We start from the raw sequence: 20,541 nt of genomic DNA on the forward strand, positions 1-20,541 counted from the left end.
GATCACCGTGAGCAGTATTTTTCTTTGTGTGAGATCAGCCAACGCCAATCACGAAATTCAATAGTTTGTCTGAATAAGTCATGTCTTCTTCCGACAAACTCAACTCTTCATTTAAAATCCCCATTTGGTCAGTAATGATCCCGTCTACACCGTAAAAACGCATTCGGCTGATAGTATCCGCATCATTGGGGGTCCAAACGAACACTTCCTTGCCATCGGTCCGGGCAGAAGCGATGAAGTTGCGGTTGATCGTACTGTATTCCATTGTCAGAAAGTCGGCACTGGTCAGTGGCGGCCCTACGACATTGAAAGGCATGATGTATCCCGATGTCAATTCAGGCGCCTTCTCTTTTAATTCTTCAACAACTGTATAGGAGAGACTTTGCATAATATGCCCATTTGCAACTAAATCCTCTTGGTATCGGTCTAAGAAGGCATCTACGAGTGCCGCAGTATCTTTTTGTTGGGTTTTGATCTCCACCAGTAATTTTTGGTCCAACTGATTGGCAAGCGCCAAGTACTCGTCAAAAGTTGGAATACGGGCTGTCTGGTTGTTTTCTGAAACCGTCAGTGATTCGGCGTAACTCAAGGGCAATTGCTCGGGTTTTCCTTTGCCGCCTGTCAAAGGCCGGTAAGAAAAATCATGGTAGACAATAAAATGACCATCACTTGTTTGCTGGACGTCCATTTCCACGTAGTCCGGCTGATATTTCTCACTAGTAAATCGTAACGCTTCAAGGGAATTTTGGACCCCTTGTCCGTCGCTTACCCCTCGATGGGAGATCGTTACCGGATGGATCGAAGCAGCTGAGGTCAGATAGTTCATATTATACAGACTAACCCCAACACCAAAAAGTACCGTGACCAAGGTAAACAAGGAACTTTTCAGTCCTAGAAAATGTCGCTGGTTCAATGGTTCTTGGTGGAACCACGAAGGGATCTCTGGTAAAAAGCCTTCATCATCCATGAAATCAACGATGATGTAAAAAATAGCCACAGTCGATAAAATGACATTCAGTAACAAAATAAACTGCAAGAAAGTCATAATAAAAACAGCACTATACAACGCATAGTCCGGTGTAACAACTTCAATCACCGCTTGAAGGGTAATCAGCAGCGTGAAGCCCAGAGTCGTGATCAATAAGATACTACCACCGATAAAGACAAATTGACCAACGATGGCAAAAAAACGGCGTTTTGTTACTTGGAGGCTTTCTTTGATCGCTTTTCGAAAGGGCAGATCACGTAAAATCATTTCCGGTAAGGCAAAGATCACGCGAATCCCCAAGTAAATCAACAAAACATAAACCAAAAGCACTGCCCCAATGATCAAGACACGATTGGCAAAAATAAAGTCCATGATAAAAGCAGGGATTTTGATTTTTGCGAGTAAATCCGAATTAAAACTCAATCCACCGATGGGTAAAATCAGTAAGAAGTAAAAAAGGAAAAATAAAAAGGTCATCGGCCGTAATTTGCGCAATTGCAAAATAGTCATTCGTAACAATTGCCGCAAGCTGATGGGCTGCTTCTTTTTGATAAAATAGACACTCAGCAGTAAGAAAGTAAATTCAAAAAAGACGGCTAATAAGATCAAAAGCAAAATCAGGGTTAATGAGAGCAACACAACAGGGTGATCTGTAAAGATACTACCGATATTATCGAAAGAAAGATAAGGCAAGCCGCCGCGCTTTAAGACGAACTTGGTGGAAGCTGATAATATCGGGATCACTAAGAACAACAAGGCACCGTGCATCAATAAAACATCACGGAAGTAGGCATTGCTGTCTTTCAAAAAATCCCACGTGTTGACTAAGCTGTTTTTTAAATAATTCATGGTCGTCATCCTAACAAAGTAAGTATTGTGGTTCAATTTATTCTAGAAAGGCGGTAAAAAAGAGCCGAACAGTTTTAGAAGCACATTTGCCACAGGCATAGTTCCCTGTTTGAAAAGCAGCTTCTTTACGTTCGGCTCGCTGAATTGATCGTTTTTCTTACATATGATTCTTATCCGCCTAACAAACCAGTTAAGAATGTTCCACCGTAAATCAATGCCATACTGTACAAGAAAATTGAAGCAGGTTTTGCCAACAAAATAATCAACGTAAATTTCTTCACTGTCATGTTGGTCAAGCCAGCCATTAGACAAAGGGCATCATCAGGGGCAACCGGTAGAAAGATTGCAAGGGCGAAAAGTTTTTCAAATCGGCTTTGGTTGTCTAACCAGCCGATATATTTATCGTAAGTTTTGTCACTGATCATACTTAAAATGAATGGTTTACCGTATCGTCGGCCAAGCAGGAAAATAATGACAGAACCAATACTGATTCCTACATAGTTATAAACGAATCCTAGATAAGGACCGAAAATCAAGACACCTGCAGCGCTGGAGACACCACCGGGAATAATCGGGATTACTACTTGCAAGATCTGCAATAGGATAAAGACGATTGGTCCTAAGATAACGGAATTTCCAACTAGACCTCGCAGTGCATTAATATCTTTAAAAACACCTAGATTGATAAAATAGATGGTTAACGCGATCGATAAACCTAAGCCAATAATAGAAATCGTATTAATGATACGACGAGAAGTTGCTATGCTCACAGGACTTCATCTCCTTTATGTTTCATAATCTCACTATACGGGGTGGGACCAGAAAAATCCAGTAAAACAAATGACAAACGTCAAACAGTTTTGTAAGGTATGCCTTTATTATAAAAGAAGTCCGAAAAGAAAACATTGTACTAAAGTCTGAAATAAGAAAAATTTATAGTTTCTGCGCGCCAATAGTTTTAGGAGATTTTTTTATCCGGGTGACGTTTTTTTGTGCGTTTCACTTGCCAGCGATTGACGATCTTTTCAACCACACTCGTCATCATGAACCCGCCGGCAATCGCCCCAGCGGTGATGACAACGATCATCAGATTTTCAAAACCGACAAAGTTGTCGCCCAAAGCGAATTCTCGAACGGCTTTGTAGGCAGGCCCACCCGGTACGAGGGGAACGAGGCTGGGAATGTTAAAAATGATCATGGGCATTTTTTTTCTGCGGGAAAAAAAGATGCTGACGCAACCGACGGCAAATGCGGCTAAGAAGTTGGCACTGCCTAGACCGTAGCCAATCGTTTGCAATGACCAATAGATCATCCAGCCAACCGTTCCAGCAATGCCTGTGGCAACTAAGGCTCTTTTAGGAATATTGGTCAAGATGCCGAAGGTTACAGTGCTTAAGAAGCTGAAGGAAAGGTGAATAAAAATCGTCATGAGATCCCTCCAAATAAGGTGAAGACCGTGGCAATGCCGACACCGATCGCGGCAGCAGTAAAGATGGCCTCTGTTCCCCGAGCTGTGCCACTAATGAGATGGCCTGCCAAGATATCTCGAAAGGAATTGGTGATTGCTACACCAGGAACTAAGGGCATGACGGCACCGATAATCAAATTATCGACGTTTTGTGCGATATGAAGAGAGACCGCTAAGACAGACAAAGTACCGATCAGTAAGGAGGCACAAAACATATCCAAAAAGCGAATGTCGATCAGTTTCTTGACCCAATACGCACACAAAAAGCCAAGGCAGCCAATGACGAAGGTCGCTAGAAAGTCAAACCAAGCACCGCCAAAAATAATCATTAAGGTACTGCTGACCACGCCAGCACTAAGAACCTGTAGCCAGTAAGGAAAACTTGGTGTTGTCTGATTGACCTTTTTTAATGCCTCATGCAGTTCCGCTAAGGAAAGTTTCTTTTCCGCATAGGCGCGAGAGAGCCCATTGACGGCAACAATTTTTTCGAGATTGATGACTCGATCATGAACATTTTCTACTTGTGCATAGTGGCTACTGCGTAAGCCCATAAAAAGTCCAGTTGCTGTTACATAACTAATACTCCCTTGCTCTCCAGCGTTTGCCGCAATTCGATTCATCGTATCTTCCACGCGATACACTTCTGAGCCGTTTTCCATCATGATTTTCCCTGCTAATAAGCAGGTCTCCAATAATAGCTCTTTTGATTCAGCCATTTCCAAACCCCTTTTTCAATCGAATTTGCGTGCTACACTCCTAGTGTACAATTTCAGCGAGTTTTCAACAAGAAAGAAAAGTAGATTTGAAAAATAACTAGAACGCCATCCGTTGGATTTTTTGTGATAAATGAAAAAAGCAGAACATTTCCTATTACTAAACATTCGTTTTTAGTGAACAAAGTGAATAGAAATAAGATAACGGAAGGAGTGTTTTATTTTTAAAAAATGAATATCTCGGTTACAATTAAATAAATATAAAAAGGGGGATTTATTGATGCGAAGGAAGGTCTATACAAGAGAACACATTTTGAAGGCCGCTTATGAACTGATCAATAGAGAAGGTTTTGGCAACTTTACGGCCCGGAATATCGCTAAGCACATGGGAATTTCTACTCAACCAATTTATCTTGAGTTCGAAAATATGCAGGACTTAAAAAATACCTTGGTGGAGGCTGTTTTCAAAGATTTATCGGAAAATGTTTTTCCAGTCGTTCGAACAGGAGACAAACTTGTTGATTTAGGCCTGAATTATATACGCTTCGCGCAAGAGCAGCACAATCTCTACATCGCCCTTTTTATCGACGACTACGGCGGGGGGAAATTGATGCATGATTTTTCATCCACCTATTTCAAATCCTTGATCAAATCAGAAGAAAAATATGCAGATCTATCCGAAGATGCGATAAATGCACTACATAATGGCGCATGGATCGTTGTGACTGGTTTGGCTTCCTTAATGTCGGCGGGTATCATCACACCCACCGATGATCAGATCATCAAAATCATCAACGAGACGATCGCAGGCGTAATCGAAAAGAAAGAAAACTATATTTTCGATTAAAGAACAAAAAATCTGTATCCATTTCCATTTTGGATGCAGATTTTTCTTGACATTTTTTGTAAAACTAGCGAAAATAACTGTTATGGAGAGTTGGCAGAGTGGTAATGCAGCGGACTCGAAATCCGCCGACCCGGTTCATCCCGGCGCGCAGGTTCAAATCCTGTACTCTCCTTATACCAACGCTTTGGAGCGTTTAGCCTATCTTTCGAGATAGGCTTTTTTGTTTGTTGTGGGCAGAAGAATATAAATGACTGCCGAGGTTGATCGATAACCATCTGAAAAGCGATTAACCTACACTCGGTCTAGAAAACAGCATAATTGTTCCGTCAACTTGCCGATATCTTTTTTGCTTGTGGTCCTGCAACAAACGAAAAGAATCAATCGGGCAAACGTGATAAGGCGTATTCAATTTGTTCAGAAGTAAAGCCTTCAAAGGAAAGTTGGCTCGCCACACGCTCATCCGATAAGGATAAATTTTGCGAGTAGCGAATCGCTTTTTTCAATGCTTGCTCGTTCCAATCGGCATCCACGGTGGCTACGGCAAAGTCTGCTGCGCTCTCAGAAAAATCTTCATAGAGTAGTTGGCGTTTTAAGCTCGACTGAGAAAACGCATTGCTGGATAAGTATCTTTCTGCACGATTCAGTGCATTTCTTTCTTCACGAGAAAGTTCAGGTGTATGTTGCTCGTTGTTCGCGGGTTCTTCTTGTTGTGCGCTACTTGCTTCGTTGTTGCCAGCTTTTTGTTCTCCTTGTGGTTGTTCCATGGAAGCAGCGGCATCGCCAAAGGATTCGCTTTGCCTTGATTCGTTACGTAAAGAAAGGCTTAATTGCGCAGTGATGCTATCGAAAGATGTCACATCTTGGTAGAAGGACAAGCCACCATAAGAAAACAAGGCAATAAAAGCGGAAGCGACAATGATCAAAACGTTTCGATCTCGTTTTGAATTTTGTTTTACAAGCCCAATATAAAATAAGACAATGCCAAAAACGAAACAGAACAATCCAATGAAAAACAAAATGGCGAAAAACGTAGCCATAAAAATTCCTCCTAAATAAAAGTCTCCTGAAAAGACAATAGTACTATGTTCTGTACCAGAAAACAGATTTGTCTTTTCATGAATAGAGGAAAAGGATGATTTGACAAATGTAACGTGTATGCTATTAATGGATCATTCATAAGTATTAAAGGAATGACGCTCAAGAATGACTAGTGAAATAGATGGTAAACTTAATAAAAGCACAGTTGTATCAGTAGGAGGCAAGAAGATGGATTTTGAAGAAAAAGATTATTTTATGCGTTATACAAAAGTTGCGGCACAGGGATTGAGTAAGTTTATTACGCAAGGATCTGTTGATGAAATCTTACAGCTAGATGAACAGCAAAGTGGACAGAAGCAAGAAGTGGATGCTGCAACAGACAAAAGCGAGCCAAAAAACAAGAAAGCACCTAGCTAATTATTTCCTTAGCGAGGTGCTTTCAGTACGAATCGGTATCCTTCATTTGGATAAACTCCTTATGCAGTTTTTTTCAATTCTTGTACAGCTTGCTCGATCGTAATTCCAGTCGCAAAATGATTCGCATCTTTTTTATCGAAAACGATAAATAAATTCAATTTGGTATCCAGAGTTACACGATATTGTAGATCTGTGTTATAGAATGTCATAGTCATTCTCCTTTCTTAAAACTTGTCATTGAAAGGCAACGGTTAGTTGATAACGAAATTCCATAGTTAGAATAACACTTTTTTTCACAATAGTCCAATAAAACTATCAAACGAACAAATCTGACTGATTATTTTCAGGAAATCAATGCTGAGAATGGAAGCAAAAGAAGTTTGCTGGAGTCAGTAAATTCGGGAAAAGTATCTTTGTATATTTTCAGAAAAATAGAATTCATAAAAAATTTCTTAAGAATTTTGAGGATAGCTATTTTCTTAGATAACAAATTTGTAAGATTGAGAGTATGAGATGATTGGAAACCTTGATATCATAAGGTTTATCTTCAAATTGTGTTTTGTGCAAAAATATATTGATTGTATTTTTTTGAAAAAGAGATCGTATCTCTTGAATTCTATGGTATGATTTACTTTAGAAAAATGAAAATGGATTATGAAAACGGATGTGAAAATATGTGCGGAATTGTCGGCTTTGTCAATTCAAAAGACCAAAAAGAAATCATTATTGAACGCATGATGGACCGGATCGTTCATCGCGGACCAAACAGTTCAGGGAAATTTACCGACGACCGAGTGGCATTAGGGTTTCGTCGTTTATCGATCATCGACTTAGAAGGTGGCTCACAACCAATTTTTAATGAGGATCGAACAAAAGTAATCATTTTTAATGGTGAAATTTACAACTTTCAAGTATTGCGTGAGGAATTGATCCAAGCAGGTCATGTCTTCTCTACCCATGCGGATACCGAAGTAGTCTTACATGGCTATGAAGAGTGGGGCATTGATGTGTTGCAGCGCCTGCGGGGAATGTTTGCTTTTGCCATCTGGGATACTCAAAAACAAGAGCTTTTCGGCGCGCGGGATCACTTTGGGATCAAACCGTATTACTATGCGCAAATGAACGGCAGTTTCATGTTTGGCTCTGAAATCAAAAGCTTTTTGCCTCATCCAGATTTCAAGAAAGAACTAAACCAGGAGGCGTTGAAACCTTATTTGACGTTCCAATACTCGCCTTTGAACGGAGAAACCTTCTTTAAAGGCGTTCATCGTTTGCAAGAAGGGCATTATTATCTGTTTAATGAACAGGGATTGACGATCAAGCAGTACTGGGATGCAGATTTTTCAGTGAAAGAAAATCATTCAAGAGAAGAATGGGTCGATAAAATCGATCAAGCAGTCCAAGAATCAATTGCCGCTCATCAAATCAGTGATGTTGAAGTCGGCTCATTTTTATCCAGTGGTGTCGATTCAAGTTACGTGGCCTCGGTCTTGCGCCCAGATCACTCATTTTCAATTGGGTTTGATGACAAAACCTACAACGAAGCGATCGAAGCCCGCAAATTGACGGAAAAGCTCGGCTTGAACAACACAGCAGCGGTCATCGATGGTGAAATGTCCTTTGAGGCATTTCCGCTGATTCAGTATCACTTGGACGAACCGGATTCTAACCCAAGCTGTGTCCCTTTGTACTTTTTAGCCAACCTAGCAGCACAGCAAGTGCGGGTCGTTCAATCTGGGGAAGGGGCAGATGAATTATTTGCCGGTTATGCTGCCTATGGCTTCCACACAAACTCTAAAGCGGTTCGCGTTTTTGCCCAAGGCTTGAAAAAACTGCCGCAAAACATCCGCTTTCGTTTAGGGCGTCAAATCGGCAAAATGAAAAACTTCCATGGTCGAATTCATCTTTATGAAGCAACGGCACCTGCCCAAGACTTCTTTATCGGGCAAGCCCTGGTCTTTGAAGAAGAGGAAGCACTACAGCTTTTAAAACCAACGTATCAAAAAGGACCATCTGTTGCTGAAATCGTTGCGCCTCATTATGAGAAAGTCAATGGTCTCAAAGACGAGGTCAACAAGATGCAATATTTGGATCTTCATCAATGGATGCCGAAGGATATTTTGTTAAAAGCAGACAAAATGTCCATGGCGAGTTCTTTAGAATTACGGGTTCCGTTACTGGATATCGAGATGCAAAAACTGGCGCAAACGATCCCGACGAAATATTTGATCAATCAAAACAATACGAAAGATGTGTTTCGACAAGCGTCAAACCGTCATTTGCCAAAAGAATGGGCAAACCGTGAAAAGCTAGGCTTTCCTGTACCAATCAAGGCATGGCTGAAAGAAGGAACAGGGTATGAAGCAGTTAAAGCCCTTTTTGAGTCAGACTTTGCAGCAACCTTCTTTGATCAAACAGCGATTTTGCAAATGCTAGAAGACCATCGCCAAGGAAAACCGAATCTTCAGCGAAAAATCTGGACGATCTTTACATTCTTGACCTGGTACAAAGTATTCTTTATTGATGAATCGATTCCCGAAGCCAAAGAAATCGTTTATGAAACACTTTGATTTGAATATGGAAGCAAAAAAAAGCTGATGCGGACAATCCCGCATCGGCTTTTTTTATAGACCTAAATATTTTTCCAAGTAATCGACCATGCCATCTTCCGCATTGGTTTTGTCAGTAACATCATTGGCGATCGATTTTAATTGTTGCGTGCCATTTGCCATAGCAACGCCCCAACCCGCATAATCCAGCATCTCCAAATCATTGTGTTCATCACCAAAAGCGATGATATCTTGCCGATCCAAAGACAAAGAATCCGCGATCACCGAAAGACCAAGTGCTTTATGGACCCCTTTTGGTACGATCTCTAAGATGGCTTGAGGCCCGCCCCACGTGCGAACATCGACTGCATCGTCAAATTGATCCTTGATACGTAAAGAAACAGATTCTGCTAATTCATTTTCGGTTTTCACCAGTAATGAAGTGGGATCCGTTTTTAAATTTGCTAATAGATTTTTTTCGGAAGCATTACCCGAAAAGAAAAAGTGTTGATCAAATCCGCTTAAATCATCAATGAAAAAGGTTTCGCGATTTTCTGCTGCGACAAATGTCAGCCCCAATTGCTCTTTTTGTGCCATGAGCTCAAACGCAATTTCTCGAGAGATCGAGTGCTCCATTTCATTTGCCCATACTTGTCGAGGTTTATGGACCAACCCACCGTTAAAATTGACCATTGGTGTTGTGAGCGCCAATTCTTTATAGAATTGATCGCTCATACGAAAAGGTCTTCCTGTAGCGATGGTAACAAAGTGTCCCGCTTTGGTGGCGCGAACCAGTACCTCACGTGTGCGAGGGGAAAGTTGGGATTCAGTATTTAAGGTTGTGCCATCTAAATCAATGGCGATGATTTTTGGTTTCAAAAGACTCGCTCCATTCTCTTATGGTAGTGGCTTAAGTGTAACATATTTCTGTCATTTCACAATACAAGTAAGTTTTCGATAAGTTTTCATAATAGTTACAAAGCAAAACACGAACATTAAACGTTTTTGGTTCGTTTTATTCGGAAAAAGGTTTGAAAAGCGAAAATTATTCCCTTATAATTTGTAATTGTTCGATGAAAAGCGCAATTATTCATTTTTTCTTTTCATAGAAACGATTAACGTTCAGGAGTGAAACATAACATGGAAAAGTTTTTCAAATTAAAGGAGAATAAAACGACGGTTTCCACAGAAGTGATGGCTGGGGTCACCACCTTCTTCGCGATGAGTTATATTTTGTTTGTGAATCCGACGATTTTATCTGCTGCAGGCATGCCGTTTCAAGCTGTTTTCTTAGCAACAATCATCGCTTCAGTGATTGGTACCCTGATCATGGGCTTATTTGCAAATGTGCCTTACGCGCAAGCGCCTGGAATGGGACTTAATGCATTCTTCACCTTTACCGTTGTTTTTGGTTTGGGGTATACGTGGCAGCAAGCATTAGCGATGGTTTTCATCTGCGGCCTGATCAACATTTTTATCACGGTGACTCGAATCAGAAAAATGATCATTCATGCGATTCCAGAAAGCATGCAGCATGCAATCGGCGGCGGGATCGGGATCTTTGTGGCTTATGTAGGGATCAAAAATGCCAACTTGCTAAACTTCAGTGCAGACACTGCCGCAGTGACGGGTTCAGTTGTCGACGGTGAGACGATTGTGAGTGCCAATTTTAATGGGGGGATCGTCCCAGCTTTGGCGAATTTCAATAATGCACCTGTTTTGTTAGCAGTGATTGGTTTAGTAGTGACTACTTTATTAGTGGTGAAAAATGTTCGTGGGGCAATTATTTTTGGTATTTTAGGAACGACGATCATTGGTATTTTGATGGGTGTGGTGGATTTAAGTGCCATTGATTGGCACGGGAATTCATTAGGAAGTTCCATCAGCGAACTAGGAATCACATTTGGCGCTGCATTTGGCTCTGAAGGAATGGGCTCACTATTCAGTGATTCTGCCAAAATCCCTCAAGTAATCATGACGATTTTAGCGTTTAGTTTATCAGATGTCTTCGATACGATCGGTACCTTTATTGGGACCGGACGTCGTACTGGGATCTTTTCGAAAAAAGATGAAGAAGCGGTTGAAAACAGTAATGGGTTGAATACGAAGATGGATAAGGCTCTTTTTGCAGATGCCGTAGCCACTTCTGTAGGGGCCATCGTAGGGACCTCAAATACAACGACTTATGTGGAATCAGCAGCTGGCATCGGTGCTGGTGGACGCACGGGCTTGACTTCCGTTGTGGTGGCAGCACTCTTTGCGATCAGCAGTATCTTTTCTCCACTGATCTCAATCGTTCCCGCACAAGCGACAGCACCGGCGTTGATCTTGGTTGGGGTAATGATGATGGCTTCTTTTGCGGACATCAAGTGGACTGATCTAGAAGAAGCAGTTCCAGCCTTCTTCGCGTCCATTTTTATGGGCTTGTCTTACAGTATTTCAAATGGGATCGCTGTTGGTTTCATTTTCTATGCATTAGTGAAAGTAGTGAAAGGAAAAGCCAACGAAGTGTCTCCGATCATCTGGGTCGTCAATGCGTTGTTTATCCTGAACTTTGTCATTTTGGCTTTGATCAGTTAAGTTTAATGATGAAAATCTTTCTGTATTTTAAATGCAGAAAGATTTTTTATTTGATTATTACTCACGATACGGTATAGTATTTGTGAAAGAAGGTTTGTAAATGAAGATTGATTGGAAACGAAATCTACTGATTTCATGGGTAGGTTGTTTTTTTACGGGTGCCAGTTTTAGTCTTGTCATGCCATTCATTCCCTTATATATAGAAGAGTTAGGCGCTCCAGAGAGTCAAATTGAGTTGTTTTCTGGATTAGCAATCTCAGTAACGGCGTTTGCGGCGGCTATCATTGCTCCAGTTTGGGGAAATCTAGCAGACCAAAAAGGTCGTCGTTTAATGATGATTCGCGCGGCTGCGGGGATGACAGTGACGATGGGTTCTTTGGCTTTTGTACCGAATGTCTATTGGTTATTGATCATGCGTTTCTTTACCGGAATTTTATCGGGGTATATTCCAAATGCGACTGCGTTGATCGCTTCGCAGGCGCCTCGAGAAAAAAGCGGTTGGGCGCTTGGGACATTGGCTACAGGAGCCATCGCAGGGAATTTGATTGGTCCTTCGATGGGTGGGGCGTTGGCGCAATGGTTTGGCATGAAAAATGTCTTTATTATCACAGGCGTTGTTCTACTAATCACGCTGTTGCTTACGATTTTTCTCGTTCAAGAAGATTTTGAGCCAGTTGAAAAGGGCGATCTGCTTTCCATTAAAGAAATTTTTGGTCAAATCAAAAATATGCAGTTGCTTGTTGGCTTGTTTATTACTTCCCTGATTTTACAGCTAGGTGTAACGAGCATCAGTCCGATCCTCACATTGTATATTCGTGATTTAAGCGGGGATACGGGCAATATTTTGTTCGTCAGCGGATTGATCGTCTCTGTTGCCGGTGTTTCAGCGATTATCTCCTCGCCGTTTTTAGGCAAAATCGGTGATCGTTATGGCAATCACAAAGTACTATTGGGGGGCTTAGTGCTATCATTTTTCTGTTTCATTCCGATGGGCTTTGTTTCTACTCCGTTTCAATTAGGCGTGTTACGCTTCTTGCTTGGTTTTTCTACCGGTGCCTTGATGCCGTCCATCAATACACTGATCAGCAAGATCACCCCGATGGAAGGGGTCAGCCGCATCTACAGCTACAACCAAATGTTTTCTAACTTTGGGCAAGTGTTAGGTCCGATGGTCGGTTCAACGGTGGCAGCTGGTTTTGGTTATCCCGCTGTCTTTTGGGTAACTAGTGGGTTTGTACTGATCAATATTTTTATCTCAGGATTTAATTTCCGTAAAAGCTTACGTAAAACGGACATCAGTGAATAGTTGAAAAGAAAAAAAAACCAGTTACAATAAAGGTAACTGGTTTTTTTTTAATGGCTTGTCTTTTCAGGCGCTGGTGCGATAATACCAACAAGAATGATCACCACACCTGTGACCAAAGAGATGATTGAAGTTAATTGAAAATCATAAGTTGCTCCAGCAAGTGAGCTGCCTAGATAGCCAACGACTTGACCTAATACAAAAGTCCAAAATAAAGTGACTAGGTAACGCATGACGACACCTCTTTTCTGCGTATCTTCCATTTCGACTTTAGTTTATCACAAAAATATTTATTGTAAAGATTTTCACTTTTTCATTTTGTTTTTCAAATCTATTTACTAGCAGAAAGAAAGAGAATTTTCATTTTTGGAGGGATTTCAATGTATTCACAGCTCACCACCTTAAGCGCCTATTCGTTGCTGCAAAGTACGATCAAAATTCCTCACTATATAGAGCAAGCCAAAAAGATGGGCTATCAGACATTGGGGCTGACCGATCATAATGTTCTCTATGGCGCGGTCGAGTTTTATCAACAATGCCTAGCACAGGGCATCAAGCCGATTTTTGGCGCTTTGTTCGACTGTACCTTCGGAGAGGGATCAATGTCCTTTCCATTGTACGTATTTGCCAAAAACCTCAAGGGCTATCAAACTTTGATGCGTTTATCAAGTGAAAAAATGATCACCGAGCAGTTGAATTTAGCTGCTTGTGATTCTTTGCAGGATCTCTTTGGTTTGCTGCCTGAAGGCGAGGGGTTTCTGCCTTCTCAGCACGATGATCTAGAAGCCAATCAAGAAGCACTGCGAGCAATCAGCCATAAATTTGATTCTGAGAGCTTGTTTTTAGGGATTACTAGCAAAGGGCTAGATCCAGAAACGATCGCTTGGTTTAACGAGCAAAACATTGCACCATGTGCGTATCAACCCATCGCGGCTTTAGCACAAGAAGAAGCCTTTGCAGTCAAAGTGATGACCCATATCAAAGATGGTTCGCAAATTGAAGACTTTCGTCAGGCAAAAGAGCAAGCGACTACGCAGCTTTTTTTACAACCGGCAGACCAATTGACTGCGTCATTTGGCGAAGCGTCGCAGGCATTGATGAATAATCAGCGGATTGCAGCTGAATGCGCCGTCGAGCTGCCGCTGCATCAGCGGCTGTTGCCTCATTACCCGCTACCAGCCGAAGAAAGTGCTGCGGACTATTTGCGGAAAATTTGTTTTGAGCGTCTGCCTCAGCGTGTTGCCCACGTTACATCGGCGTACGAACAGCGTTTGGATTATGAGTTGTCCGTTATCCATAAGATGGGCTTTGATGACTATTTCTTGATTATTTGGGACGTCATGGACTTTGCCCACCAACAAGAGATCGTTACCGGCGCTGGACGGGGATCGGCTGCTGGAGCACTGGTGGCATATGTTTTATCGATCACCGACGTAGATCCAATCAAATACGATCTTTTGTTTGAACGATTCTTGAATCCAGAACGTTACACGATGCCTGATATTGATTTAGATATTCCTGACAATCGCAGAGACGAGATTTTACAGTATGTGCGCCAAAAATATGGGCAAGAATATATGGCACAGATTGCCACGTTTGGTACCATGGCGGCCAAAATGGTTTTGCGAGATGTTTCTCGGGTCTTTGGTCTCTCGCAAAGTGAAGCTAATCGCTGGTCAAAAGCCATCCCCAATGCCTTGAAAATGACCTTAGATCTTGCTTATGAACAATCCAATCAGCTGCGAGAGCTGGTTTCGTTCAATGAGCGGAATCAAGTAATGTTTCAAGTCGCCAAAATCTTAGAAGGACTGCCCCGTCACGTATCGACCCATGCCGCCGGTGTGGTGATCAGTGACAAGAATCTGCTTGATTTGGTGCCTTTGCAAGAAGGCAGCGATGGGATTTGGCTGACCCAGTTTACCATGAATGACGTGGAAGCCATTGGCCTATTGAAGATGGATTTTTTAGGTTTGAGAAACTTGTCGATCATTGATAATACCTTGAAAGGTATCAAACGAATCAGCCAACAAATCGTAACCCAAAAAGAGATTCCTCTTGATGATCCAGCAACATTGCGTTTGTTTCAAAAAGGGGAGACGGCAGGGATCTTCCAATTTGAATCAGCGGGAATACGCAATGTCTTGCGCAAGCTAGGGCCAGAAAGTATCGAAGACATTGCTGCAGTCAATGCCTTGTATCGCCCGGGACCGATGCAAAATATTGATACTTTTATCAAGCGGAAAAAAGGACAAGAGCGGGTCTCTTATCCGGATGACAGCTTGATTCCAATCTTGCAAAACACTTACGGAATCATTGTTTATCAAGAACAGATCATGCAAGTAGCTTCCAAAATGGCTGGTTTTAGCCTAGGACAGGCAGATATTTTGCGGCGAGCAATCAGTAAAAAGAAAAAAGACGTGTTGGATGAAGAACGTCGCCATTTTGTGCAAGGTGCGTTGGCCAATCATTATGACGAGAAGACCGCCAATTTGGTCTATGACTATATTGAGCGCTTCGCCAACTATGGGTTTAACCGTTCCCATGCGTTTGCCTATTCCTTTATCGGCTTTCAAATGGCGTACTTGAAAGTGCACTATCCGGCACCTTTTTTTGCTTCGATCTTGCACTCGGTACGCAATACTGCAAGCAAAATGAAAGAATACTTAAATGAAGCCGCACGTTATGGCGTAGAAGTATTGCCACCATCGATCAATACCAGTGGGTTTAGTTTTCAACTGCAAAATGAGAAACAAATCCGCTTTGGGTTCAGCAGTATCAAAGGGATTCGGCGCGACATGATCCAAGACATTTTGACAGAACGAAAAGAGCATGGCAATTTCACGTCCATGGATCAATTTTTACTTCGCTTGAATCAGCGGAACAGCAAGTGGTTAAAGTTGGACTATTTATTGCCGCTTTTGAGCATCGGTGTATTCGATGTGATTGCGCCTAATCGAAAACAAGCATTGATCCAACTAGAAGGGAAAATCCAAAATATTACTTATAGTGGCGGCAGTTTGGATCTCTTAGAAACCATGGCTTTAAAAGAAGAAGCCGTTGCTGATTACAAACTGGAAGAGAAACTGGCTTTGGAAGAAGAATACTTAGGTGTTTATTTGTCTGGCCATCCCGTAGAACAGTTTCAAAAATTGCATCAATTAAAACAAATCACCGATATTGCCGATCTGGTTCCGAATGAACGGGTCCGCATCCTTTTGTATGTCCGCAAGATTCGGGAGATACGTACAAAAAAAGGCGAACAGATGGCATTTGTTGAAGGAACGGATGCTAGCAAAGAAGTTTCAGTAACGATTTTTCCCATCGTTTATCGACAAGTGCGTTCCTTGATCGAAGAAAATGCTGTTCTCTATATTGAAGGAAAGGTCGAGGTAAGTCGTTACAATGGTGAAATCCAACTCATTGCTGATAAAATAGACTTAGCAGAAAACGTTCAAAATAAAATTGCGTCACAAACTTGCTACTTAAAGATTTCTGCTGAAGCCGAAACGTCGCACCTGCAAGCATTGTCGAAGGAAATGAAGCAGCATCAAGGAAATATTCCAGTGGTGATGTTTTATGAAAGTAGTGGCAAAAAAGTGTTATTAGCAGAAGAAAACTGGGTAACGGATGAGCCGAACTTTGTCACACAACTGAAGGCATTATTAGGAAATGGAAATGTAATTTTCAAGTAATTTTCCGAAAACGATAATTCAACTTACACTTTTTTCAACTTTTTCCCACTATTTCAAGACATTTTCATGGAATAATGGTAGAATATGTCTCGTGGTTATTACTTGAAAACTAGCAAACAGGGGCTTCCCTAAACAAAATCTTTTGATGAGGTGAAAGAATAATGAAACGCATTGGAATTCTAACCAGTGGCGGCGATGCACCAGGAATGAACGCAGCGATTCGCGCAGTTGTCAGAAAGGGTATTTTTGACGGACTTGAAGTATACGGAATCAACTATGGCTATGCCGGACTAGTCGCAGGCGACATTCGTCGCTTAGATGTTGCTGATGTTGGTGACAAAATTCAACGTGGTGGAACATTCTTATATTCAGCACGTTATCCAGAATTTGCGACACAAGAAGGGCAATTAAAAGGAATCGAGCAATTAAAGAAATTTGGCATCGAAGGGCTAGTCGTGATTGGTGGAGATGGATCTTACCATGGTGCGATGGCACTTACTCGCCACGGTTTCCCAGCAATCGGGATTCCAGGAACGATCGATAACGACATTCCAGGAACAGATTTCACGATTGGTTTTGATACAGCGATCAATACTGTCTTAGAATCGATTGACCGGATCCGTGATACAGCGACATCACATGTCCGCACATTTGTGATCGAAGTAATGGGACGTGGTGCTGGCGATATCGCTTTATGGTCAGGTGTGGCCGGTGGTGCGGATGAAATCATCATCCCAGAACATGATTTTGACATGCAAGTTGTTGCTGATCGTATCCGTGAAGGACGCGACCGCGGGAAAAAACATTGCTTGATCGTTTTAGCCGAAGGCGTGATGGGCGGAAATGATTTTGCTGACAAACTTTCTGAATACGGCGATTTCCATACCCGTGTATCAATTCTAGGACACGTTGTCCGTGGTGGTTCACCAAGCGCTCGTGACCGTGTGTTAGCAAGTAAATTTGGTTCATATGCCGTTGAATTATTGCAACAAGGCAAAGGCGGTCTATGTATCGGTATCGAAAACAATGAAATGATTGCTTCTGATATTATCGAAACCCTTGAAAACAATCGTCACAAACCAGATCTTAGCTTGTATAACTTGAACAAAGAAATCTCATTCTAAAGAGATTTTTTAGAGCAACGCAACAGTAATTTTGTAAAAAAAGCTTATTAGCTATTTTAAATAAATGAATAGGAGCGTTTAGTAATGAAAAAAACAAAGATCGTAAGTACATTAGGACCAGCAAGTAACAGTGTGGAAATTATTTCTCAACTGATTGAAGCCGGTGCGAATGTCTTCCGCTTTAACTTCTCTCATGGAGATCATGAAGAACAATTAGCGCGTATGACAATGGTTCGTGAAGCCGTGAAGAAAACTGGTAAAGATGTCGGTATCCTTTTAGATACAAAAGGTGCTGAAATCCGTACAACTGTACAAAATACGACAGAAGCTGACTTTGGTCGTGCTGGATACATCCAATTTAACGTTGGCGATGAAACACGCATTTCAATGGATCCAGAACACAAAGGAACAAAAGAAAAAATTGCTGTAACTTATCCTGGTTTATTTGAAGATGTTCATGTGGGCGGACACATCTTGTTTGATGATGGTTTGATCGACATGGAAATCAAAGAAAAAGACGAAGCAACCCGCGAATTAGTGGTTGTTGTTAAAAATGCTGGAATGTTAGGATCACGTAAAGGGGTCAACGCTCCTGGTGTATCAATCAGCTTACCTGGTATTACTGAAAAAGATGCAGAAGATATCCGTTTTGGTCTTGATAACGATATCGACTTCATTGCCGCTTCATTTGTACGTAAAGCGCAAGACGTTTTAGAAATTCGTGAAATTTTAGAAGAAAAAGACATGACTCATGTGCAAATTTTCTCTAAAATCGAATCACAAGAGGGTATCGATAATATCGATGAAATCATCAAAGTTTCTGATGGTATCATGGTTGCCCGTGGTGACATGGGTGTTGAGATCCCTGCTGAAGAAGTACCAATGGTTCAAAAGAGCATCATTAAAAAATGTAACGCTGCTGGTAAATCAGTTATCACAGCAACACAAATGTTAGAGTCAATGCAACAAAACCCACGTCCAACCCGTGCAGAAGCTTCTGACGTTGCCAATGCTGTCTTTGATGGTACCGATGCAACAATGCTTTCTGGTGAATCAGCAAACGGTGACTACCCTGTTGAGGCAGTAGCAACAATGGCACGGATCGACATTGAAGCTGAAAAAGCTTTATCAGAAAACAGCACATTCCAAATCAACCAATTCGATAAAACAGATGTAACAGAAACAATCGGTTTATCTGTTGCTCGTGCGGCGAAAAACCTAGGGGTTAAAACAATCGTTGCAGCGACTGAATCTGGCTACACTGCGAAAATGATCTCTAAATATCGTCCAGATGCTGACATTTTAGCTGTCACATTTGACGAACGCACAAAACGCGGCTTGATGCTTAACTGGGGTGTCTACCCAACCGTTGCTGAAAAACCATCAACAACTGATGAAATGTTTGAATTAGCAGCAAAACAAGCAGTGGATTTAGGCTTTGCTAAAGAAGGCGATCTAATCTTGATCACAGCCGGTGTTCCTGTTGGTGAACGCGGAACAACCAACGTCATGAAGATCCAATTGATCGGATCAAAATTGCTTGAAGCGCAAGGGATTGGTGAAAAATCAGTTGTTGCCAATGCCGTGATCGCTCACAGTGCCGAAGAAGCAATTGCGAAAGCAAAAGATGGCATGATTTTAGTTGTACCAACAACAGATAAAGAATATATGCCAGCAATCGAAAAAGCAGCAGCTTTAGTTGTTGAAGATGGCGGCTTGACTTCTCATGCAGCAGTTGTCGGAATCGCGAAAGATCTACCAGTCATCGTTGGTGCCAAAGACGCAACAACAACCATCAAAGATGGCGAATTGGTTACTCTTGATTCTCGTCGCGGTATCGTTTATCGTGGAGAAACAACAGCGATCTAATGATTTTTAACGATTGATCAAGCAACAGGCAAGTGCACGTTGTGCGCTTCCTGTTGTTTTTTTGAGAGGGTCGAAATCCCTTGAGAAAGGGCATTAAAATGACACGATCAAAAATGAAAAAGGTGTCAAGAAAATTTCATTGACAAAGCCTCAGAAGCCCTGTATAATTGCTTTTGTTGCTTAGGGGTGATAAAAATGAAATGGTCTTTATTGGAATTAAAAAAATACCAAGAGACACCGCTGATGTTTGAAGAAACACTTGACTTAAAGAGTCAACTGATAAAACGCGATGGACAGATCATTGATTTGTCTCCTGTAAAAGTAAAAGGGCTGATGAGTGTTGATAAGCAAGGATACTTGCTGCACTATCAAGTAGAAACGACGATGACATTGCCATCTACTCGTTCTTTGACACCTGTAGCGATTCCTTTTGATTTTTCAGTGGATGAACACTTCATGACACCAGAGCAATTTCAGCGTCGCGATGAAATGATCGTCGAAGAAGAAGTTTTGATCGTTGAAGGTCAAACCATCAGCTTAGATGAATCTGTCGCTGATAACCTATTACTTGCGATTCCTTTGCAAGTCCTGACAGAAGAAGAAAAGCAAGGTTCAGCAATGCCATCTGGCAACGATTGGGCTGTTTTGTCAGAAGAAGACTTTGCAAATCAAAAAGAAGCGCAAGCTCAACAAGTTGATCCTCGTCTTGCAAAATTATCCGAATTATTCACTGAATCAGATGACGATAACGCGTAGGATTGGAATAAATTGCAGCCTCAAGGTTGCGTTCATTAACAAGGAGGTGTAGCAAAATGGCAGTACCAGCTAGAAAAACTTCGAAAGCGAAGAAGGCAAAACGTCGTACACATTACAAATTGACAATCAACGGTTTGAACGAATGTGCAAACTGTGGTGAAATGAAAAAAAGCCACCATGTCTGCTCAAACTGTGGTCATTACGATGGCAAAGACGTAGCAACAAAAGAAGCATAATTCCTTTTTTTCAGAAAGAGGATTCTAAAACCTTAGGCTAACCATGGAGCCTGAGGTTTTTTTGTTTTTTTGACGAATATGGAACTTTTCAGAAATATTTTTTGTCCAGCGA

General features: G+C 41.6%; 18 protein-coding genes and 1 tRNA gene. 11 read left to right on the forward strand and 8 right to left on the reverse strand.

Annotated elements, in window-relative coordinates:
* Positions 1-34 precede the first annotated feature (34 nt).
* From A5882_RS09575 to A5882_RS09590, 4 genes are all read right to left on the reverse strand, one after another.
* Positions 35-1,837, reverse strand: coding sequence for a glycerophosphoryl diester phosphodiesterase membrane domain-containing protein (locus tag A5882_RS09575; RefSeq protein ID WP_086299271.1), 1,803 nt, complete (start codon positions 1,835-1,837; stop codon positions 35-37).
* A gap of 170 nt (positions 1,838-2,007) precedes the next feature.
* Positions 2,008-2,607: a TVP38/TMEM64 family protein gene (locus tag A5882_RS09580; RefSeq protein ID WP_005229140.1), complete on the reverse strand. Its 600-nt coding sequence runs from the start codon at positions 2,605-2,607 to the stop codon at positions 2,008-2,010.
* 188 nt (positions 2,608-2,795) lie between these two features.
* A complete protein-coding gene (locus A5882_RS09585; protein WP_005237187.1) occupies positions 2,796-3,266 on the reverse strand; it encodes a threonine/serine exporter family protein in 471 nt (156 codons plus the stop codon).
* A complete protein-coding gene (locus A5882_RS09590; RefSeq protein ID WP_016619873.1) occupies positions 3,263-4,021 on the reverse strand; it encodes a threonine/serine exporter family protein in 759 nt (252 codons plus the stop codon). Before A5882_RS09590 ends, A5882_RS09585 begins: the two co-directional genes overlap by 4 nt.
* A 277-nt stretch (positions 4,022-4,298) precedes the next feature.
* Here A5882_RS09590 and A5882_RS09595 point away from each other — a divergent pair, with 277 nt between their 5' ends.
* Both A5882_RS09595 and A5882_RS09600 read left to right on the forward strand, forming a co-directional pair.
* Positions 4,299-4,865: a TetR/AcrR family transcriptional regulator gene (locus tag A5882_RS09595; protein WP_086299272.1), complete on the forward strand. Its 567-nt coding sequence runs from the start codon at positions 4,299-4,301 to the stop codon at positions 4,863-4,865.
* Positions 4,866-4,949: 84 nt separating this feature from the next.
* A tRNA-Ser gene (locus A5882_RS09600) sits at positions 4,950-5,037 on the forward strand.
* Between the two features lie 205 nt (positions 5,038-5,242).
* On the opposite strand, the gene A5882_RS09605 is transcribed toward A5882_RS09600, so the two are convergent.
* On the reverse strand, positions 5,243-5,902 hold the full coding sequence (locus tag A5882_RS09605) for an Ltp family lipoprotein (RefSeq protein WP_086299273.1): 660 nt from the start codon (positions 5,900-5,902) through the stop codon (positions 5,243-5,245).
* Positions 5,903-6,131: 229 nt separating this feature from the next.
* Here A5882_RS09605 and A5882_RS09610 point away from each other — a divergent pair, with 229 nt between their 5' ends.
* A complete protein-coding gene (locus A5882_RS09610; RefSeq protein ID WP_034872503.1) occupies positions 6,132-6,320 on the forward strand; it encodes a hypothetical protein in 189 nt (62 codons plus the stop codon).
* Between the two features lie 59 nt (positions 6,321-6,379).
* On the opposite strand, the gene A5882_RS19800 is transcribed toward A5882_RS09610, so the two are convergent.
* Positions 6,380-6,529 carry a hypothetical protein gene (locus A5882_RS19800; RefSeq protein WP_005229155.1) on the reverse strand — a complete coding sequence of 50 codons (150 nt, stop codon included), beginning with the start codon at positions 6,527-6,529 and terminating at the stop codon, positions 6,380-6,382.
* A gap of 465 nt (positions 6,530-6,994) precedes the next feature.
* Here A5882_RS19800 and asnB point away from each other — a divergent pair, with 465 nt between their 5' ends.
* Positions 6,995-8,890 carry an asparagine synthase (glutamine-hydrolyzing) gene (gene asnB, locus A5882_RS09615; RefSeq protein WP_061054487.1) on the forward strand — a complete coding sequence of 632 codons (1,896 nt, stop codon included), beginning with the start codon at positions 6,995-6,997 and terminating at the stop codon, positions 8,888-8,890.
* Positions 8,891-8,944: 54 nt separating this feature from the next.
* On the opposite strand, the gene A5882_RS09620 is transcribed toward asnB, so the two are convergent.
* Positions 8,945-9,748, reverse strand: coding sequence for a Cof-type HAD-IIB family hydrolase (locus tag A5882_RS09620; protein WP_005229159.1), 804 nt, complete (start codon positions 9,746-9,748; stop codon positions 8,945-8,947).
* Positions 9,749-10,009: 261 nt separating this feature from the next.
* Here A5882_RS09620 and A5882_RS09625 point away from each other — a divergent pair, with 261 nt between their 5' ends.
* Positions 10,010-11,449: an NCS2 family permease gene (locus A5882_RS09625; RefSeq protein ID WP_005237180.1), complete on the forward strand. Its 1,440-nt coding sequence runs from the start codon at positions 10,010-10,012 to the stop codon at positions 11,447-11,449.
* A gap of 100 nt (positions 11,450-11,549) precedes the next feature.
* A complete protein-coding gene (locus tag A5882_RS09630; RefSeq protein WP_016619879.1) occupies positions 11,550-12,755 on the forward strand; it encodes a multidrug efflux MFS transporter in 1,206 nt (401 codons plus the stop codon).
* Positions 12,756-12,802: 47 nt separating this feature from the next.
* Here A5882_RS09630 and A5882_RS09635 read toward each other — a convergent pair whose 3' ends face one another.
* On the reverse strand, positions 12,803-12,985 hold the full coding sequence (locus A5882_RS09635; protein WP_008377814.1) for a YjzD family protein: 183 nt from the start codon (positions 12,983-12,985) through the stop codon (positions 12,803-12,805).
* Positions 12,986-13,132: 147 nt separating this feature from the next.
* On the opposite strand from A5882_RS09635, the gene dnaE reads away from it, so the two are divergent.
* The 5 genes from dnaE to rpmF all read left to right on the forward strand — a co-directional run bounded on the left by dnaE (position 13,133) and on the right by rpmF (position 20,429).
* Positions 13,133-16,444 (forward strand): DNA polymerase III subunit alpha, encoded by a 3,312-nt coding sequence (dnaE, locus tag A5882_RS09640; RefSeq protein WP_086299274.1) that lies wholly within the window; start codon positions 13,133-13,135, stop codon positions 16,442-16,444.
* Between the two features lie 161 nt (positions 16,445-16,605).
* Positions 16,606-17,568 carry a 6-phosphofructokinase gene (gene pfkA / locus A5882_RS09645; protein WP_005237177.1) on the forward strand — a complete coding sequence of 321 codons (963 nt, stop codon included), beginning with the start codon at positions 16,606-16,608 and terminating at the stop codon, positions 17,566-17,568.
* 84 nt (positions 17,569-17,652) lie between these two features.
* Positions 17,653-19,437: a pyruvate kinase gene (gene pyk / locus A5882_RS09650; protein WP_008377816.1), complete on the forward strand. Its 1,785-nt coding sequence runs from the start codon at positions 17,653-17,655 to the stop codon at positions 19,435-19,437.
* A 195-nt stretch (positions 19,438-19,632) separates the two neighbouring features.
* Positions 19,633-20,193, forward strand: coding sequence for a DUF177 domain-containing protein (locus A5882_RS09655; RefSeq protein WP_016619881.1), 561 nt, complete (start codon positions 19,633-19,635; stop codon positions 20,191-20,193).
* Between the two features lie 56 nt (positions 20,194-20,249).
* Entirely contained in the window at positions 20,250-20,429 is a 180-nt protein-coding gene (gene rpmF / locus A5882_RS09660) for a 50S ribosomal protein L32 (RefSeq protein ID WP_005229191.1), read from the forward strand.
* The last annotated feature ends 112 nt before the right edge of the window (positions 20,430-20,541 follow it).

The sequence above is a fragment of the Enterococcus sp. 4E1_DIV0656 genome (assembly GCF_002140695.1).
Lineage (GTDB): Bacteria > Bacillota > Bacilli > Lactobacillales > Enterococcaceae > Enterococcus_D > Enterococcus_D entomosocium.

Bases quoted from the DNA above. Each gene is read 5' to 3' on its own strand.
- A5882_RS19800 (WP_005229155.1), bottom strand. From the start codon at position 6,529: ATGACATTCTATAACACAGATCTACAATATCGTGTAACTCTGGATACC.
- pyk (WP_008377816.1), top strand. From the start codon at position 17,653: ATGAAAAAAACAAAGATCGTAAGTACATTAGGACCAGCAAGTAACAGT.
- rpmF (WP_005229191.1), top strand. From the start codon at position 20,250: ATGGCAGTACCAGCTAGAAAAACTTCGAAAGCGAAGAAGGCAAAACGT.
- asnB (WP_061054487.1), top strand. From the start codon at position 6,995: ATGTGCGGAATTGTCGGCTTTGTCAATTCAAAAGACCAAAAAGAAATC.
- dnaE (WP_086299274.1), top strand. From the start codon at position 13,133: ATGTATTCACAGCTCACCACCTTAAGCGCCTATTCGTTGCTGCAAAGT.
- A5882_RS09575 (WP_086299271.1), bottom strand. From the start codon at position 1,837: ATGAATTATTTAAAAAACAGCTTAGTCAACACGTGGGATTTTTTGAAA.
- pfkA (WP_005237177.1), top strand. From the start codon at position 16,606: ATGAAACGCATTGGAATTCTAACCAGTGGCGGCGATGCACCAGGAATG.
- A5882_RS09595 (WP_086299272.1), top strand. From the start codon at position 4,299: ATGCGAAGGAAGGTCTATACAAGAGAACACATTTTGAAGGCCGCTTAT.
- A5882_RS09630 (WP_016619879.1), top strand. From the start codon at position 11,550: ATGAAGATTGATTGGAAACGAAATCTACTGATTTCATGGGTAGGTTGT.
- A5882_RS09625 (WP_005237180.1), top strand. From the start codon at position 10,010: ATGGAAAAGTTTTTCAAATTAAAGGAGAATAAAACGACGGTTTCCACA.
- A5882_RS09590 (WP_016619873.1), bottom strand. From the start codon at position 4,021: ATGGCTGAATCAAAAGAGCTATTATTGGAGACCTGCTTATTAGCAGGG.
- A5882_RS09585 (WP_005237187.1), bottom strand. From the start codon at position 3,266: ATGACGATTTTTATTCACCTTTCCTTCAGCTTCTTAAGCACTGTAACC.
- A5882_RS09635 (WP_008377814.1), bottom strand. From the start codon at position 12,985: ATGCGTTACCTAGTCACTTTATTTTGGACTTTTGTATTAGGTCAAGTC.
- A5882_RS09655 (WP_016619881.1), top strand. From the start codon at position 19,633: ATGAAATGGTCTTTATTGGAATTAAAAAAATACCAAGAGACACCGCTG.
- A5882_RS09610 (WP_034872503.1), top strand. From the start codon at position 6,132: ATGGATTTTGAAGAAAAAGATTATTTTATGCGTTATACAAAAGTTGCG.
- A5882_RS09605 (WP_086299273.1), bottom strand. From the start codon at position 5,902: ATGGCTACGTTTTTCGCCATTTTGTTTTTCATTGGATTGTTCTGTTTC.